Source organism: Kocuria oceani (assembly GCF_029524215.1).
GTDB lineage: Bacteria > Actinomycetota > Actinomycetes > Actinomycetales > Micrococcaceae > Kocuria > Kocuria oceani.
Map to the genome: position 1 here is coordinate 114009 of NZ_JARAMH010000002.1, position 14889 is coordinate 128897.

A 14889-nucleotide genomic window follows, 5' to 3' on the forward strand; every position below is an offset into this window, starting at 1 on the left:
CCCCGGCCACGACGACCGCTCCGGTGCCCTGCGCGGGGCCCGGGTCGTCGTCACGCGCTCCGCCGGGCGGGCCCGGGAACTCGTGGCGCTGTTGCGCGCGGACGGGGTCCGCGTCCGGCTCGCGCCGCTGCTCGAGCCGACCCTGGCGGCGGACACCGCGGCGCTGTCCGCGCTGCTGGACCGCGCGGCGGCGCCCGGACCCGCGGGGCGCACCTGGCTGGCGGTGACCTCCGTCAACACCGTGCGCGCCCTGCAGGCCGTCACCGGGGCCTCCGGTCCGCCCGGGCTCGGCACGCGGCTGGCCGCGGCCCGGAGCGCGGGACTGCGCGTGGCGGCGGTGGGGGACGCCACGGCCGCCGCCCTCGCGGACGCCGGGCTGGCCCCGGACCTCGTCCCCGGCACGGCGCACTCGGCCGCGGGGCTGCTCGCGGACTGGCCGGCCGAAGCGGCCCCCGGCACCGTGCTGCTGCCCCTCTCCGGCCGGGCCCGGCCGACCCTCGAGGCGGGCCTCGCCGCGAAGGGGTACCGTGTCCTCACGGCCACGGCCTATGACACGGTCCCGTGGCCGGCCCCGGAGCCCCTCGTGCCGGAGACGGCGGCGGACGCCGCCGTGCCGACGCTGGACCGGGCCGGGCTGCTGGCGGCCCTGGCCGCCGGCGAGGCCGACGCAGTGGTGCTCACCGCGCCCTCCCACCTCGCCGAGCTGGTGGGCGAGGACCCCGCCGTGCTGGCGGGCACCGCGCTCGTGGCCATCGGCGAACCGACCCGGCAGGCGGCCGCCGACCGCGGCCTGACCGCCCACGCGGCGGACCGTCCCACCCCGGAGGCGGTCCGCGCCGCCCTCGCCCGCGCCCTCGCGGACCCCGGCGGGCCGCGGCGCCCGGCACCGACGACACCGACGACATCCCCGACCGAGGAGACGACTCCCGTGACCCACCGAACCCCGCGCTACGACCTCGTGTCCCGGCCCCGCCGGCTGCGCACCACACCCGCCGTCCGGCGCCTGGCCGCCCAGACCCGGGTGCACCCGTCCGACCTCATCCTCCCGGTGTTCGTGCGGGAGGGACTCACCGAGCCCGCCCCGCTCGGCTCCATGCCGGGTGTCGTCCAGCACTCCATGGACTCGCTCCGCCGCGCCGCGGCCGAGGTCGCGGCCAAGGGACTGGGCGGGATCATGCTCTTCGGCGTGCCCGCGCAGCGGGACGCCCGGGGCAGCGCGGGGTGCGATCCCGAGGGCGTCCTGAACCGTGCCCTGCGCGCCGTGCGCGCCGAGGTCGGCGACGACACCGTGGTCATGGCAGACCTGTGCCTCGACGAGTTCACCGACCACGGGCACTGCGGCGTCCTGGCCGAGGACGGGACCGTGGACAACGACGCGACCCTGGAGATCTACGGCCGGATGGCCGTGGCGCAGGCCGAGGCGGGCGCCCACGTGCTCGGCCCCTCCGGCATGATGGACGGCCAGGTCGGGGTGATCCGTGCCGCCCTCGACGAGGCGGGCCGGCCCGACGTGGCCGTCCTGGCCTACTCCGCGAAGTACTCCTCGGCGTTCTACGGCCCCTTCCGGGAGGCGGTGGACTCGCAGCTGCAGGGCGACCGGCGCACCTACCAGATGGACCCCGCCAACCGGCGCGAGGCGCTGCACGAGCTGCAGCTGGACCTGGACGAGGGCGCCGACATGGTCATGGTCAAACCTGCCATGAGCTACCTCGACATCCTGCGCGACGTCGCCGAGGTCTCCCCGGTGCCCGTCTCCGCGTACCAGATCTCCGGGGAGTACGCCATGATCGAGGCCGCCGCGGCCAACGGGTGGATCGACCGGCGGGCCGCCGTCCAGGAGTCCGTGCTCTCCATCCGCCGCGCGGGGGCCGACTCCGTGCTGACCTACTTCGCCGTCGAGCTCGCGGACTGGTTCCGCGAGGAGAACGGCCTCTCCTGAACCCCATCCTCCCCCGAGCCGGCACCCCCGGCGAAAGGAAGCAGACAGAACCCATGAGCGTTTCCCAGGAACTCTTCGACCGAGCCCGCAAGGTCATGCCCGGCGGGGTCAACTCGCCGGTGCGCGCCTTCGCCTCCGTGGGCGGCACCCCGCCGTTCATCACCGCCGCCAAGGGCCCGTACCTCACCGACGTCGACGGCCGCGAGTACGTCGACCTCGTCAGCTCGTGGGGGCCGGCCCTCATCGGCCACTCCCACCCCGCGGTCATCGAGGCCGTGCACGAGGCCGTGGAGCGGGGCCTGTCCTTCGGGGCGACCACCCGCGGCGAGACCGAGCTCGCCGAGCTGGTCGTCGACCGGATCGGCGCGATCGACGAGCTGCGGATGGTCTCCACCGGCACCGAGGCGGCCATGACCGCGATCCGCCTGGCGCGCGGCGTGACCGGTCGGGACCTGATCGTGAAGTTCGCCGGCTGCTACCACGGCCACGTGGACTCCCTGCTCTCCGAGGCGGGCTCCGGCGTCGCGACCCTGGCCCTGCCCGGCTCGGCCGGGGTCACCGCGGCCACCGCCGCCGAGACCCTCGTGCTGCCCTACAACGACCTCGCCGCCGTGGAGGAGGCCTTCGCCGCCCACCCCGGCCGGATCGCGGCCGTCATCACCGAGGGCGCGCCCGCCAACATGGGCGTCGTGACGCCCCTCGAGGGCTTCAACGCGGGTCTGCGCCGGCTCACGCGCGAGCACGGCGCGCTGATGATCTTCGACGAGGTGCTGACCGGCTTCCGTGTGCACGAGGCCGGCTACTGGGGCCTCACCGCGGCCGGCGAGGACGGCTGGGAGCCGGACCTCTTCATGTTCGGCAAGGTCATCGGCGGCGGGCTGCCCGCGGCCGGGGTGGGCGGCCGCGCCGAGGTGATGAACCACTTGGCGCCGCTGGGTCCCGTCTACCAGGCGGGCACGCTGTCCGGGAACCCGGTGGCGATGGCCGCGGGCGCGGCGACGCTGCGCACCGCGGACCGGATCGCCTACCAGACCGTCGACCGCCGGTCGGCCCAGCTGCAGGAGGCCGTGCGCGCCGCGCTGGACGAGGCCGGGGTGAACCACTCGATCCAGTCGGCCGGCAGCCTGTTCTCGGTGGCCTTCGGCACCGCGGCCACGGGCGTGCACGACTACGCGCAGGCCAGGGCGCAGGAGACGTTCCGCTACCCGGCCTTCTTCCACGCGATGCTGGACCAGGGCGTGTACCTGCCCCCGTCCGTGTTCGAGGCGTGGTTCCTCTCCGCCGCCCACGACGACGCCGCCATGGACCGGATCGTCTCCGCCCTGCCCGCGGCCGCGCGGGCCGCCGCCGAGGCCCGGCCGGCCGCCTGAGCGAGGACCGCTCCGGGGACGCTCAGGCGTCCTCGGGGCGGCGCAGCGGCCAGGCGCCGTCCACCACCGCGTCGGGCCGGGTGCGCCGGAAGTACTCCTGCAGGCTCGCGGCCTGCTCCGCCGCCCAGCCCACCTGGTCCTCGTGGAGCTCGGCGGCCGGGCGCACGAGCTCGCGGAACCGCCGCGCCATCAGCACCGCGAGCCGCTCGGTGGCCACCGAGTCCGCCGCCGAGGTGTGCGCGGCGGTGAGCTCGACCCCGTACTCCTCGCACAGCGCCCCGAGGGTGCGCTTGCCGCGCCGGTACCGGTGCACCTGCTTGTTCAGGACATAGGGGTCGAGCACCGGGAACGGCTGCGGCACCTCGACACCGTGCCGGCGCCCCTCGTGGGCGAGGACCGTGAAGTCGTAGGAGGCGTTGAACACCAGCACGGGCGTCCCGGCCGCGAACAGCTCGGCCAGAACCCCGGCGATCTCTCTGACCACGTCGGCCGCCGGCCGGCCCTCGGCGCGGGCATGCTCGGTGCTCACCCCGTGCACGGCCGCCGCCTCCTCCGGGATCTCCACCCCCGGGTCCGCCAGCCACTCCCACTGGTCCGTCACCGTGCCGGAGGCGTCGGTGCGCAGGACGGACGCCGTGACGATGCGGGCGGTGTGCGGGTCCCGTCCGGTCGTCTCCAGGTCGAAGGCCGCCCGCGGACCCTCGGTCCACGCCGGGGCGGCGCCGGGCGCGACCGGCGGAGGGTCGAGCTCGAACAGGACGTCCTGCTCCGCGTCGGCGCCGGCCGCCGAGGGCGCCGGCGCCGGGGCGCGCAGCGGCGCGGCGTCGAACAGGGGAGGCTGGTCGGTGGGCTCGGCAGGACGTGAGGGCGAGGACATGGACCCACCGTACCGGCCCCCTCGGACCCGCCACGCCGCGTCGCCGGGCACGGCCGGCCGTGCCCGGCGACGGATCCGCCCCCGTGCCGCACGGGCCCCGGCGGTGCACGGTCGCGGCCACGGCGGCGCCCGCCGAGCGCCGCCCGCCGAGCCCCGCCCCGCGCGTGGTCCCTGCGGGGGTCTTGCCCAAACAGGTGAACAGTGCTTCACTTGTCGGAGCAGGGAGGGGAGTATCCCACCAGCGCACCGTCGTCACTACGGCCCCTGGAGGGGTCCGGCGGGCGGGCCCGGACCGGGCCGGGAGAGACCTCCGATCGGATCGATCGGAAGGTGCTGTGATGGACGTCCCGTTCTGGATCTGGACCGCGGTGCTCGGCTTCATCGTGCTGATGCTGGCCGTGGACCTGTTCGCCCACCGGCACGCCCACGTGATCGGGGTGCGGGAGGCGGCCCTGTGGTCAGGGGTGTGGGTTGCCTTCGGCGTCGGCTTCGGAGCTCTCGTCTGGTGGGGATGGGGGGCGGAGTTCGGCCAGCAGTACTTCGCCGGCTACCTCATCGAGAAGTCCCTGGCGGTGGACAACGTGTTCGTCTGGGCGATCATCTTCAGCTACTTCGCGGTGCCGCGGCAGTTCCAGCACCGGGTGCTGTTCCTGGGGGTGCTCGGGGCCCTGGTGTTCCGCGGGATCTTCATCGCCGCCGGGGCGGTGCTGATCCAGAACTTCTCCTGGATCCTCTACGTCTTCGCCGCGTTCCTGCTCTACACCGGGTGGCGGATGATCCGCCAGCGCGACCAGCACCTGGAGCCGGACCAGTCCGCCGTCCTGCGCCTGTTCCGCCGCTTCGTGCCGATGACCGACACCTACCACGGGCAGAAGCTGCTGGTCCGCCGCGGCGGGGTGCTGCTGGCCACCCCGCTGCTGGCGGTGCTGGTGCTGATCGAGGTCACCGACGTCGTCTTCGCGGTGGACTCGATCCCGGCGATCTTCGCGGTGACCGAGGAGGTGTTCCTGGTCTTCACGGCCAACGCCTTCGCGATCCTGGGGCTGCGGGCGATGTACTTCCTGCTGGCGGACCTGATCCACCGCTTCGTGTACCTGAAGGTCGGCCTGGCCCTGGTGCTGGTCTGGGTGGGGCTCAAGATGCTGCTGAAGATCGACATCGTCTACATCCCCACCGGCATCTCCTTGGCGGTGGTCGCCACGATCCTCACCGTCTCGATCGCCGCCAGCCTGCGCGCCACCCGCGGTCAGGGCCGCCGCGCCCTTCCCGCCCCGCCCGTCCCGCCCTTCCGCACCGCCTCGGAGGAGGAGACGGCCGCGCTCGAGCCGCTGTGGCGCCGACCCGCGCGGGGCCGGGCCGGGCAGACCCACGACGCCGCCGTCCCGTCCGGCCGCGGCGCCGAGGGCGGGTCCCGGCCCGGGGCCCGGGACGACCACGACCGACAGCACGAGGGAGAAGCCCGATGAACGTTTTGGCCACCGGAGCCCGGCACCCGGTCGCCGCGGTGATCACCGACGGCCCCGAGGCCGCGGCGGTGGCCCGACGAGCCGCCCGGATCGCCGCCGAGGCGGGCCGGCCGCTGCTGCTGCTGGTGCCGACGCTCCGGTCGGCGTTCACCGACGACGCCGTCATCGGCCGCCACGTGCACGAGGAGGCGCTGCAGGACGCGCGAGCCGTCGCCGCCCGCGCCCTGCCGGCCCTGGAGGCCTCCGGCGTGCCGTTCCGGGTGCACGTGGTCTGGCACCGCAGCTGCGGCCTCAGCGGCCCCCGGCAGGCCCGCGCCATCGCCCTGGCCCACGCGGCGCACCGGGCCGGGGCCTTGGTGGTGGTCACCCCGGTCCAGCTGCCCGTGCCCACGGTCGAGCACGGACCCGGCGTGGTCCTCGTGGCCTCCGGGGCGGCCGCCCCGCTCGCGGTGCACCGCCCGGCGCGCTCCCGCCGGCTGGACCAGCTGTGACCCGCCCGCTGCACGGGAGGAGCTCGCCGTGACCCGTTCGGCCGCCCCCGGCGCCCCGGCTCCCGACCCGCCGGACCTCGACGCACCGGACCTCGACGCACCGGATCTCGACGCGCCGGCTCCCGTCCCGCCGCGCGACGACGGCCCGCGCGACGGGCGGACCCCGAGACCCGGGCCGCCCGCGCCCGCCGGTACGGTCGTCCGGCCGCCCTGGACCTTCCTGACCAACCACGGCCACGTGCTGCTGGCCGTGGCCCAGTCGCAGGACGCCCGGGTCAGCGAGATCGCCGCCCGGGTGGGCATCACCACGCGCGCCACGCTGGCGATCCTCAAGGACCTCGAGTCCGCCGGCTACCTCCGCCGCCACCGCACCGGGCGCCGCAGCCACTACACGGTCGACGGTCACCGGCCCTTCCGGCACCCGGCCATCGCCGCCCACGAGATCGGGGAGCTGCTGGACGTCCTCGCCCCGGCGCCGGCCGGGGCCCAGGACGTCTCCTGACGAGTGGCCGCGGCCGGTGGCGTTATCCCGTCGGAGTGCCGTGATGGGATGAGACCCATGCGGCACTCCGAGGACAGCACCCAGACGACCAGCACCGCCGCGGCGCCCGGGGCGGGACCGGTGCGCTGGAACCTCGTGCCCCCGTCCGGCGCCGGCCCCGCCCGGCCGCCGTGGCAGCCGGCCCCCGAGCAGGAGGCCGTGGCCGGTCTGCCGGCCGGGTGCGGGCCCCGTCTCGTGCTCGGCGGGCCCGGAACCGGGCGCACCCGGGTGCTCGTGGAGCTGGCGGCACGCCGGATCCGGGCGGGCCTGGACCCGGACCGGCTGCTCGTGCTCACCCCCTCCCGGCTCTCCGCCGCCCGGGTGCGGGACGAGCTCACCGCCTCCGTGTCCGCGACCATGAGCACCCCGCCGGTGCGCGCCTGGCAGTCCTACGCCTTCGACCTGCTCCGGCGGGCGCAGAACGAGGGCCTGCTGCCCGGCGTGGCCCACAGCCCCAAGCTGCTGTCCGGCCCCGAGCAGGACGTCCTGATCGGCGAGCTCATGGCCGGGCACGCCGCGGGGGAGGGCGCCGCCGTCGTCTGGCCCGCGGACCTGCGGGAGGCGCTGGGCACGCGGGGCTTCCGGCAGGAGGTGCGCGAGCTGTTCGACCGGATGTCCGAGTACGACCTCGCGCCCGGGGAGCTGAGCGACCTCGCCCGCCGGCTGGGCCGCCCGGACTGGTCCGCCGCCGCCGCGATGCGCGCCGAGTACCAGGCCGTGCGCCGGCTGCGGATGCCCGAGTCCTACGACCCCTCGGCCCTGGTGACCGAGGCCGCGCGGGTCCTCGAGCAGCAGCCGGATCTGCTGCGGGCCGAGCAGGAGCGCCTCGACCTGGTGCTCGTGGACGACCTCCACGAGGCGACGCCCTCGATCCACCGGCTGCTCGCCGTGCTCTGCCGGGGCCGGGACACCGTACTGACCGCCTGCACGGACACCGTGGTGCAGGGCTTCCGCGGAGCCCGGCCCGATCTGCTCCGCACCCTCGACGACCGGCTCGCCGAGCCCGGCCGCCCGCTCGAGCGGCACCTGCTGGGGGAGAGCCGCCGGATGCCGCCGGCGGTGGCGGAGGTCTGGCAGCGCGTCGCGGAGCGCATCCCCGCCGTGGCCGGCGCCCGGCACCCGCGGCGGCTGGAACCGTCGGACGACGTGGCGGGGGAGGGGGAGGTCGTCACCGTCGTGCTCTCCTCCCCGCTGCACGAGGCCCGCTGGATCGCCCACGAGATCCTCGAGCGCCACCTGGTGCAGGACGTCCCCCTGGCGGACATGGCCGTGGTCGTGCGCAGCGGCCGCTACCTGGAGAGCCTGGAGCGCCAGCTCTCGGCCCTGGGCGTGCCCGTCAGCACGTCCGCCGCCGAGACACCGGTGCGGGACGAGGCGGCGGTGCGCCCGCTGCTGGGCGCCCTGCGGATCGTGACCGAGGCGGACGCCGCGGCCGCCGAGCGGGACGGGGGCGGGCACTTCGCCGCCCTCACGGTGCAGGCGGCCGTGGAGCTGCTGTCCTCCCGGATCGGCAACGCCTCCCCGATGGACGTCCGGCGGCTGCGCCAGCGGCTCCGGGGCGAGGAGCTCGCCGCCGGCGGCGGCCGGACCAGCGACGACCTGCTCGTCGAGGCCCTCGTGGCCCCCGGCGCGCTGGACGCCGCGGGAGTGCGCTCCGGGCCCGCCCGCAGGATCGCCCGGATGCTCACGGCCGGCCGCCGCGCCCTGCGCGAGGAGGGCGCCACCGCGGAGACGGTCCTGTGGGCGCTGTGGGAGGCCGCCGGGGTGGCCGAGTCCTGGCGCCGCCGCGCCCTGGAGGGCGGACCCGCGGGCGAGCGGGCGGACCGCGACCTCGACGCCGTCGTCGGCCTGTTCGAGGCGGCCGAGCGCTACGTCGACCACCTGCCCGGCGCGAGCCCCGCGCAGTTCCTGGACTACATCGACAGCCAGGAGCTGCCCATGGACACCCTGGCCGCCCGCGCCCCGACCGACGAGACCGTCGAGATCATGACCCCGGCCACCTCGGCCGGTCGGCAGTGGCCGGTCGTCTTCGTCGCCGGGGTCCAGGAGGGCGTGTGGCCGAACACCCGCCTGCGCGGGCAGCTGCTGGCCGCGGACCTGCTCACGGACGCCCTCGACCTCGGCGTCGAGCAGGCCTCGCGGGTCACCCCGGTCACCCGGATGCGCGAGGTCCGCCACGACGAGCTGCGCTCCTTCTCCGCCGCGGTCTCCCGCAGCCGGGGCACGCTCGTGGTGACGGCGGCCTCCGACGAGGACCAGCAGCCCTCCGAGTTCCTGGACCTCGTCGACCCGCCGGGCACGGGTCCGGGGGACGGCGTCCGGGCCGTCGTGGACGCCCCCCGGCCCATGACCCTGCGAGCCCTGGTGGCGGAGCTGCGGCAGTGGGTGCAGCTGCACGACGAGGACCCCGTGCGCGCCGAGGCCGCCGCACGGCTGCTGCACCGCATCGCCTCGTCCCCGCGCCCGGTGCCCGGGGCGCACCCCGACACCTGGTGGGGCGCGGCGGAACTCTCCAGCACGGCCCCGGTCTTCGACGACGGGGTCCCGGTGCCCGTCTCCCCGTCGCGGATCGAGACCATCCACCGGTCCCCGCTCGACTGGTTCGTCGCGGCCTCCCGCGCGGAGGCCGCCACCGACCTCAGCCGCAGCCTCGGCTCCCTCGTGCACGCCATCGCCGAGGAGCTGCCGGAGGCCTCCGGGTCCGAGCTCGTGGCCGAGCTCGAACGCCGCTGGCCCACGCTGGGGCTGCCGGAGACGTGGGAGTCCGCGGTGCAGCTGGAGCGCGCCCGGCAGATGCTGCGCAAGTTCGCCCAGTACGTGGTGGACGCCCGCAGCCGGCACGGCCGGCGGCTGGCCTCGGTGGAGGGCTCCTTCAGCGTGCTCGTCCAGGGACGGGCCCGGGACGCCCTGCTCCGCGGACGCGTGGACCGGCTGGAGCTCGACGAGCAGGGGCGCTACGTCGTCGTCGACCTGAAGACCGGCCGGAACCAGCCGGCCGGGGCGAAGATCGCCGAGCACCCCCAGCTGGCGGCCTACCAGGTGGCGTTGTCCGCGGGCGCGGGGACGGCCATGGTCACGGGCGAGGACGAGGCCGTCCTGGAGCTGCCCGGCGGCACGGTCACGGAGCTCTCCGGCGGTGCCCTCCTGGTCCAGCTCGGGACCCGGGCGAAGTCCCCCTCCGTGCAGCAGCAGGACCCACTGGACCCGGCGGACACCTGGGCGCGGGACCTGATCACGCGCGCCGCGGAACTGGTGGCCGGTGAGCGCTTCGTCTCCCGCCACGACCAGGCGGAGGGCGCCTTCGGCGGGCACGGGTGCCGGCTGCCGCAGATCTGCCCCCTGTGCGCCGAGGGCCGGCAGGTGAGCGAGCCGTGAGGACCGCACCCGGGTCCGCCGGACCCCACGCCGGGCGCCACGGCGCCACCACCCCCGGAGCACAGGAGGACCAAGCCCCCATGACCGAGGCCCCCGCCACCCCCGCCGCGCGGACCGGGCACGACCCGGACCACCCCTACGGCGGCGTCGACCCCCGGTACAGCCCCGAGGAGCTCGCGGAGCTGCTCGGCGGCAACCGCCCCACGCAGCAGCAGTCCGCCGTGATCTCCGCCCCGCTCTCGCCCCGGCTCGTGGTCGCCGGCGCGGGCTCGGGCAAGACCGCCACCATGGTCGACCGGGTCGTGTGGCTCGTGGCCAACGGCATCGTGGCCCCCGACCAGGTCCTCGGCGTCACCTTCACCCGCAAGGCCGCCGGGGAGCTGGGGGAGCGGATGCGCTCCCGGCTCGCCCGCCTGCGCGCCGAGGGGCTCGTGGCACCCGCCGGCGCCGAGGACGACGACGTCCCGGCCGCGCCCCAGGACCCGACCGTCAGCACCTACCACTCCTACGCCAACACCCTCGTGCGCAACTACGGGCTGCGGATCGGCATCGAGCCGGACACCACGCTGCTGGGCCAGGCCCGGACGTGGCAGATCGCCGCCCAGACCGTCGAGGCGTGGACCGGGGAGCTGCTCGAGGCCATGCCCGCGAAGTCCACCATGGTCCGCGCCGTCCTGGACCTCGCCTCGGCGTGCGCGGAGCACCTCGTGGACCCGGCGGCCGTGGAGCGCTTCGCGGCCGGGCTCCTGGGCGAGCTGGCCACCACCCCGCCGGGCCGGCGGAAGAAGACCCTCGGCGCGTCGCTGAAGAAGGTCGAGGAGAACCAGCGCACCGCGTGGGTGCTCGCCGAGCTCGTGGCCGACTTCGCCCGGCGCAAGGAGGAGGCCCAGGCCATGGACTTCGGGGACCTGCTCTCCGCGGCGGCCCGGCTGGCCGAGCAGGACCCCGCCGCCCGCCGGACCGAGCGGGAGCAGCACCGCGTGGTGCTCCTCGACGAGTTCCAGGACACCTCGCACGCCCAGCTGCGGCTCTTCGCGGCCCTGTTCGGGCAGGGCCACTCCGTGATGGCCGTGGGTGATCCCCAGCAGTCGATCTACGGCTTCCGCGGGGCCTCGGCCGGCCAGCTGTTCGGCTTCTACGACTCCTTCCCGGTCGCCCCCGGCCAGGACGGGGAGCCCAGCTTCCTCACGACGGCGTGGCGCAACGACGCCGGCATCCTCGACGTCGCCAACACCCTCGCCGCCCCCCTGCGGACCCTGCCGGCGTGGGCGCGGGGGGCGTCCTCCCTGACCGTCCCCGAGCTCACGCCCCGGCCCGGCGCCGGTCCCGGGCACGTGCGGCTCAGCCGGTACGCGACCGACGTCGAGGAGGCGGCCGCCCTCGCCGAGCAGATCGGCGCCCGCCGCGAGGAGCACCGCGGGGACCCGGAGGGCGAGATGCCCACCATGGCGGTGCTGTGCCGCAAGCGGGCCCAGATCGAGCCCGTGCGCCGGGAGCTCGCCGCCCGCGGCATCCCCTACGAGGTCGTGGGCCTCGGCGGGCTGCTCAGCACCCCGGAGGTCTCCGACGTCGTCGCGACGCTGCGGGTGCTGGACGACCCCGGCCGCTCGGACGCCCTGGTGCGCCTGCTCGCGGGGGCCCGGTGGCGGATCGGGGCCCGGGACCTCATGGTGCTGTCCGACTGGGCATCGCACCTGGAGCGGCGCCGGACCGAGGCCGCGCAGGCCGGGCGGCCGGAGGACCTCGAGAGCCCCGTGACCGCGGAGGAGGCGGAGGAGGAGGCCCTGGTCGAGCCGGACCTCTCCGACCACGCCTCGCTGGTCGAGGCGCTGGAGACCCTCCCGCGCCCGGGCTGGACCTCCGCGCACGGCCGGACCCTGTCCGAGGCCGCCCGGCACCGGCTCGGCAGGCTGCGGGCCGAGCTGGGGCACCTGCGCTCCTACCTCTCCGACGACCTGCCCAGCCTGCTGCACGAGATCGAGACGGTCCTCGGCCTCGACATCGAGGTCGCCGCGCACCCGCACCGCTCGTCCCACCAGGCGCGGCGCAACCTGGACGCCTTCCAGGAGGCGGCGCAGTCCTTCACCGCCTCCTCCGCGACCGGCGACGTGTCGGCGTTCCTCGCCTGGCTCGACGTCACGCTGGCGGAGGAGAACGGGCTCGAGCCGGGTCCCGACCGCACCCGGCACGACGCCGTGCAGCTGGTCACCGTGCACTCGTCCAAGGGGCTGGAGTGGGACCACGTCTACGTGCCCGGCCTCAACGCCAAGAACTTCCCGACCGACAACCCCGCGCGCTGGACCCTCGACACCGGCGCCCTCGCGTGGCCGCTGCGCGGGGACGCCCGGTTCCTGCCGCAGTGGTCCGTGGACACCACCGACCTCAAGGCCCTCGAGGAGTCCCACACGGAGTTCGTCGAGCTCGCGGCGCAGCACGCCGAGGACGAGGAGCGGCGCCTGGCGTACGTGGCGGTGACCCGTGCCCGGTCGGTGCTGGAGCTCTCCAGCACCGTCTTCCGGGGCACCGCCGCCAAGGGGCAGGAGCCCTCCCGGTTCGTGGCCGAGCTGGCGCCGCTGACCGAGGGGGTGGCACCGCCCGTCCGGCTCGGGCCGTGGGCCGAGGTGCCCGAGGGGGCGCGCAACCCGGCCGCCGCCACCGTGCTGAGCGCGCCGTGGCCCTACGACCCGCTGGAGGGCCCGGAGATCACCGAGACGGTCACGGGGGAGGACGGCACGCAGACCGTGCGGGTGAGCCCGCCGGCCCACCTCGGGCGCCGGTCCCGCCTGGAGCGGGCCGCCCGGGCGGTCCGGGAGCGCGGCTTCGAGGACACCGCGGACCTCGACGTCGAGGACCTGCTCGGCGCCGGGGAGCGCGACGGACGCTCACCGGACCCGCGGCGCTGGTCCGAGGAGGCCCGGATCCTGCTGGCCCGGCACGAGGACGCACGGGCCGAGCGGTCCGTGCCCATGCCGTCCCACGTCTCCGCGTCGACGCTCGTGGCGCTGGCCCGCGACCCGCTCGAGGTCGTCTCGGGTCTGCGGCGCCCCATGCCCCGGCGGCCCGGCACCGCCGCCCGGCGCGGCACCACCTTCCACGCGTGGATCGAGCAGTACTACGGCAGCTCCGCGATCTTCGACGTCGGCGAGCTGCCCGGCACGGCCGACGAGTACGTCGACGAGGCCTACGACCTTCCCGAGCTCGCGGCGACGTTCCGCTCGAGCCCCTGGGCGGACCGGCAGCCGCACGCCGTGGAGTTCCCGCTCGAGACCCCGATCGCCGGGATCACGGTGCGCGGGCGCGTGGACGCGGTGTTCCGCAACGGCGACGGCACGTGGGAGCTCGTCGACTGGAAGACCGGGCGGGCACCGGCCGGACGGGAGCTGCGGGAGCGCTCGGCGCAGCTGGCCGTCTACCGGCTCGCGTGGTCCCGCCTGCGGGGCATCCCGCTCGAGGAGGTGACCGCGGCGTTCTACTACGTGGCCGAGGACCGGGTGGTCCGCCCGCACGACCTCTCCGGGGCCGAGGAGCTGGAGGCGGTGATCCGCGAGGCCTACGACGTGGTGCTGCGGTCCTGACCGGGCCCGTCCGCCGGCGGCGCACCCGCGGTCCGTCCGGGCCCCGCTGCCGGGCGCGGGACGCCGCCGTCAGCCGCGTCTCGTGCCCTGTCCCCGATGCCCCTGTCCCCGGCGCTGTCCCCGGTGTCCCGGTCCCCGGCGCTGTCCCTGGCGGCCGGTGCCCCGATCGCCTGCGCCTCCGCGGCGGAGCGCCGGGCGACGTCCTGGTCGAGCGTGTCGAGCATCTGCTCCGCGTCCGCCACGAGGCCGTCCATCCCGCGGTCCACCGCGCGCACCAGCCACTGCGCGAGGGCGAGCTCCGCGTCCAGCCGGGCGCGGTCCAGCAGATGCGGGTCCGGCTCCCGGTCCGGGGCCTGGAACGAGGTGCGGCGGCAGGCCGCGGCGTAGGCCTCCAGCACGCCCTCGGCGAGGCGGGCGTCCCGCGCTGCGAGCAGCCACGCGAAGTCCCCCGCGGGATCGCCCACGTGCAGGTCCGTCCAGCCGGTGACCCCGCGCACCCGGCCGCGGGAGATCAGCAGGTCGTCCTCCTGCAGGTCGCCGTGGACCACCCGGGGCGGGAACTGCCACACGGCCCGGTCCTCGAGGACCTGCTCCCACCGGTGCAGCAGCGCCGCGGGCACCCGGCCCGTGGCGGCGGCCCGGCGCAGCTCGACCACGCGCCGCTGCCGGCACTGCTCGGCCGTGTAGCTCGGCAGGTCCGCGTCCAGCACCAGCGCCGGCGGCAGGGCGTGGATCGCGGCCAGCAGGCGCCCGAGCTGCACGCTCAGGGTGGGGGGCGGCTCGGCGCTGGGGACGTGCCGGTGGTGCTCCGGGTCCGGGGCGGCGGCCATGCGGGCGAGCTCGTCGATGTCCAGCGGCGCGCCCTCGATGTGCGAGTGCACGAAGGCGTGCAGGTGCCCGTCCTCGACCGAGCCCGCCGCGGTGGGCACGAGGAAGGGCAGCCGGGAGCGGATCGCGGGGGTGAAGCAGCGCAGCACCAGGTGCTCCGTCTCCAGGCGCACGCTCGCCTCGGGGCTCAGCGGCGAGCGCACCCGCCACCGGCGGCCCGCGGCGTCGAGGACCACGGCGGAACGGAAGTCGGCGTCGTCGTCCGGGGAGGGGCCCACGGCCACGGGCGCGAGTCCGGGGACGCCCGCGGCGGCAACGGCGGCCAGGTGCTCGAGGGAGGTGCTCACGGCGTTCACCCTACAAGAGGCCCGGTCGGGGGCGACCACCGCCGTCCCCGCCCACCGGCCGGCCCGCTCCGGGGTCCGCC

General features: G+C 76.3%; 9 protein-coding genes and 1 pseudogene. 8 read left to right on the plus strand and 2 right to left on the minus strand.

Annotated features, from left to right (window positions below):
* Window positions 1-82 precede the first annotated feature (82 nt).
* The 3 genes and pseudogenes from PU704_RS02495 to hemL form a co-directional block, all read left to right on the plus strand.
* A pseudogene (locus PU704_RS02495) lies at window positions 83-817 on the plus strand (uroporphyrinogen-III synthase); the annotation flags it as partial.
* A gap of 111 nt (window positions 818-928) precedes the next feature.
* A complete protein-coding gene (gene hemB, locus PU704_RS02500; protein ID WP_277550217.1) occupies window positions 929-1939 on the plus strand; it encodes a porphobilinogen synthase in 1011 nt (336 codons plus the stop codon).
* Window positions 1940-1992: 53 nt separating this feature from the next.
* Window positions 1993-3309, plus strand: coding sequence for a glutamate-1-semialdehyde 2,1-aminomutase (hemL, locus tag PU704_RS02505; protein ID WP_277550002.1), 1317 nt, complete (start codon window positions 1993-1995; stop codon window positions 3307-3309).
* A 22-nt stretch (window positions 3310-3331) separates the two neighbouring features.
* Here hemL and PU704_RS02510 read toward each other — a convergent pair whose 3' ends face one another.
* Window positions 3332-4186, minus strand: a complete 855-nt coding sequence (locus PU704_RS02510; protein ID WP_277550004.1) for a 3'-5' exonuclease — start codon at window positions 4184-4186, stop codon at window positions 3332-3334.
* Window positions 4187-4524: 338 nt separating this feature from the next.
* Here PU704_RS02510 and PU704_RS02515 point away from each other — a divergent pair, with 338 nt between their 5' ends.
* The 5 genes from PU704_RS02515 to PU704_RS02535 all read left to right on the plus strand — a co-directional run bounded on the left by PU704_RS02515 (window position 4525) and on the right by PU704_RS02535 (window position 13634).
* Window positions 4525-5652, plus strand: coding sequence for a TerC family protein (locus tag PU704_RS02515; RefSeq protein WP_277550005.1), 1128 nt, complete (start codon window positions 4525-4527; stop codon window positions 5650-5652).
* The gene (locus tag PU704_RS02520) at window positions 5649-6143 is read left to right on the plus strand and encodes a hypothetical protein (protein WP_277550007.1); all 495 of its coding nucleotides are present in this window, start codon (window positions 5649-5651) and stop codon (window positions 6141-6143) included. The genes PU704_RS02515 and PU704_RS02520 overlap by 4 nt, the downstream gene beginning before the upstream one ends.
* A 28-nt stretch (window positions 6144-6171) precedes the next feature.
* Window positions 6172-6645, plus strand: coding sequence for a helix-turn-helix transcriptional regulator (locus PU704_RS19975; protein WP_338130208.1), 474 nt, complete (start codon window positions 6172-6174; stop codon window positions 6643-6645).
* A gap of 57 nt (window positions 6646-6702) precedes the next feature.
* Window positions 6703-10059 (plus strand): ATP-dependent helicase, encoded by a 3357-nt coding sequence (locus tag PU704_RS02530; protein ID WP_277550008.1) that lies wholly within the window; start codon window positions 6703-6705, stop codon window positions 10057-10059.
* 80 nt (window positions 10060-10139) lie between these two features.
* Complete coding sequence (locus PU704_RS02535; RefSeq protein WP_277550009.1) at window positions 10140-13634, plus strand: ATP-dependent helicase; 3495 nt, start codon at window positions 10140-10142, stop codon at window positions 13632-13634.
* Here PU704_RS02535 and PU704_RS02540 read toward each other — a convergent pair.
* Window positions 13610-14809: a phosphotransferase gene (locus PU704_RS02540; protein WP_277550010.1), complete on the minus strand. Its 1200-nt coding sequence runs from the start codon at window positions 14807-14809 to the stop codon at window positions 13610-13612. The genes PU704_RS02535 and PU704_RS02540 overlap by 25 nt on opposite strands.
* Window positions 14810-14889 lie beyond the last annotated feature (80 nt).

Coding starts and splice junctions, on each gene's coding strand:
- PU704_RS02510 (WP_277550004.1), bottom strand. CDS start 4,186: ATGTCCTCGCCCTCACGTCCTGCCGAGCCCACCGACCAGCCTCCCCTG.
- hemL (WP_277550002.1), top strand. CDS start 1,993: ATGAGCGTTTCCCAGGAACTCTTCGACCGAGCCCGCAAGGTCATGCCC.
- PU704_RS02535 (WP_277550009.1), top strand. CDS start 10,140: ATGACCGAGGCCCCCGCCACCCCCGCCGCGCGGACCGGGCACGACCCG.
- PU704_RS02530 (WP_277550008.1), top strand. CDS start 6,703: ATGCGGCACTCCGAGGACAGCACCCAGACGACCAGCACCGCCGCGGCG.
- PU704_RS02515 (WP_277550005.1), top strand. CDS start 4,525: ATGGACGTCCCGTTCTGGATCTGGACCGCGGTGCTCGGCTTCATCGTG.
- PU704_RS02520 (WP_277550007.1), top strand. CDS start 5,649: ATGAACGTTTTGGCCACCGGAGCCCGGCACCCGGTCGCCGCGGTGATC.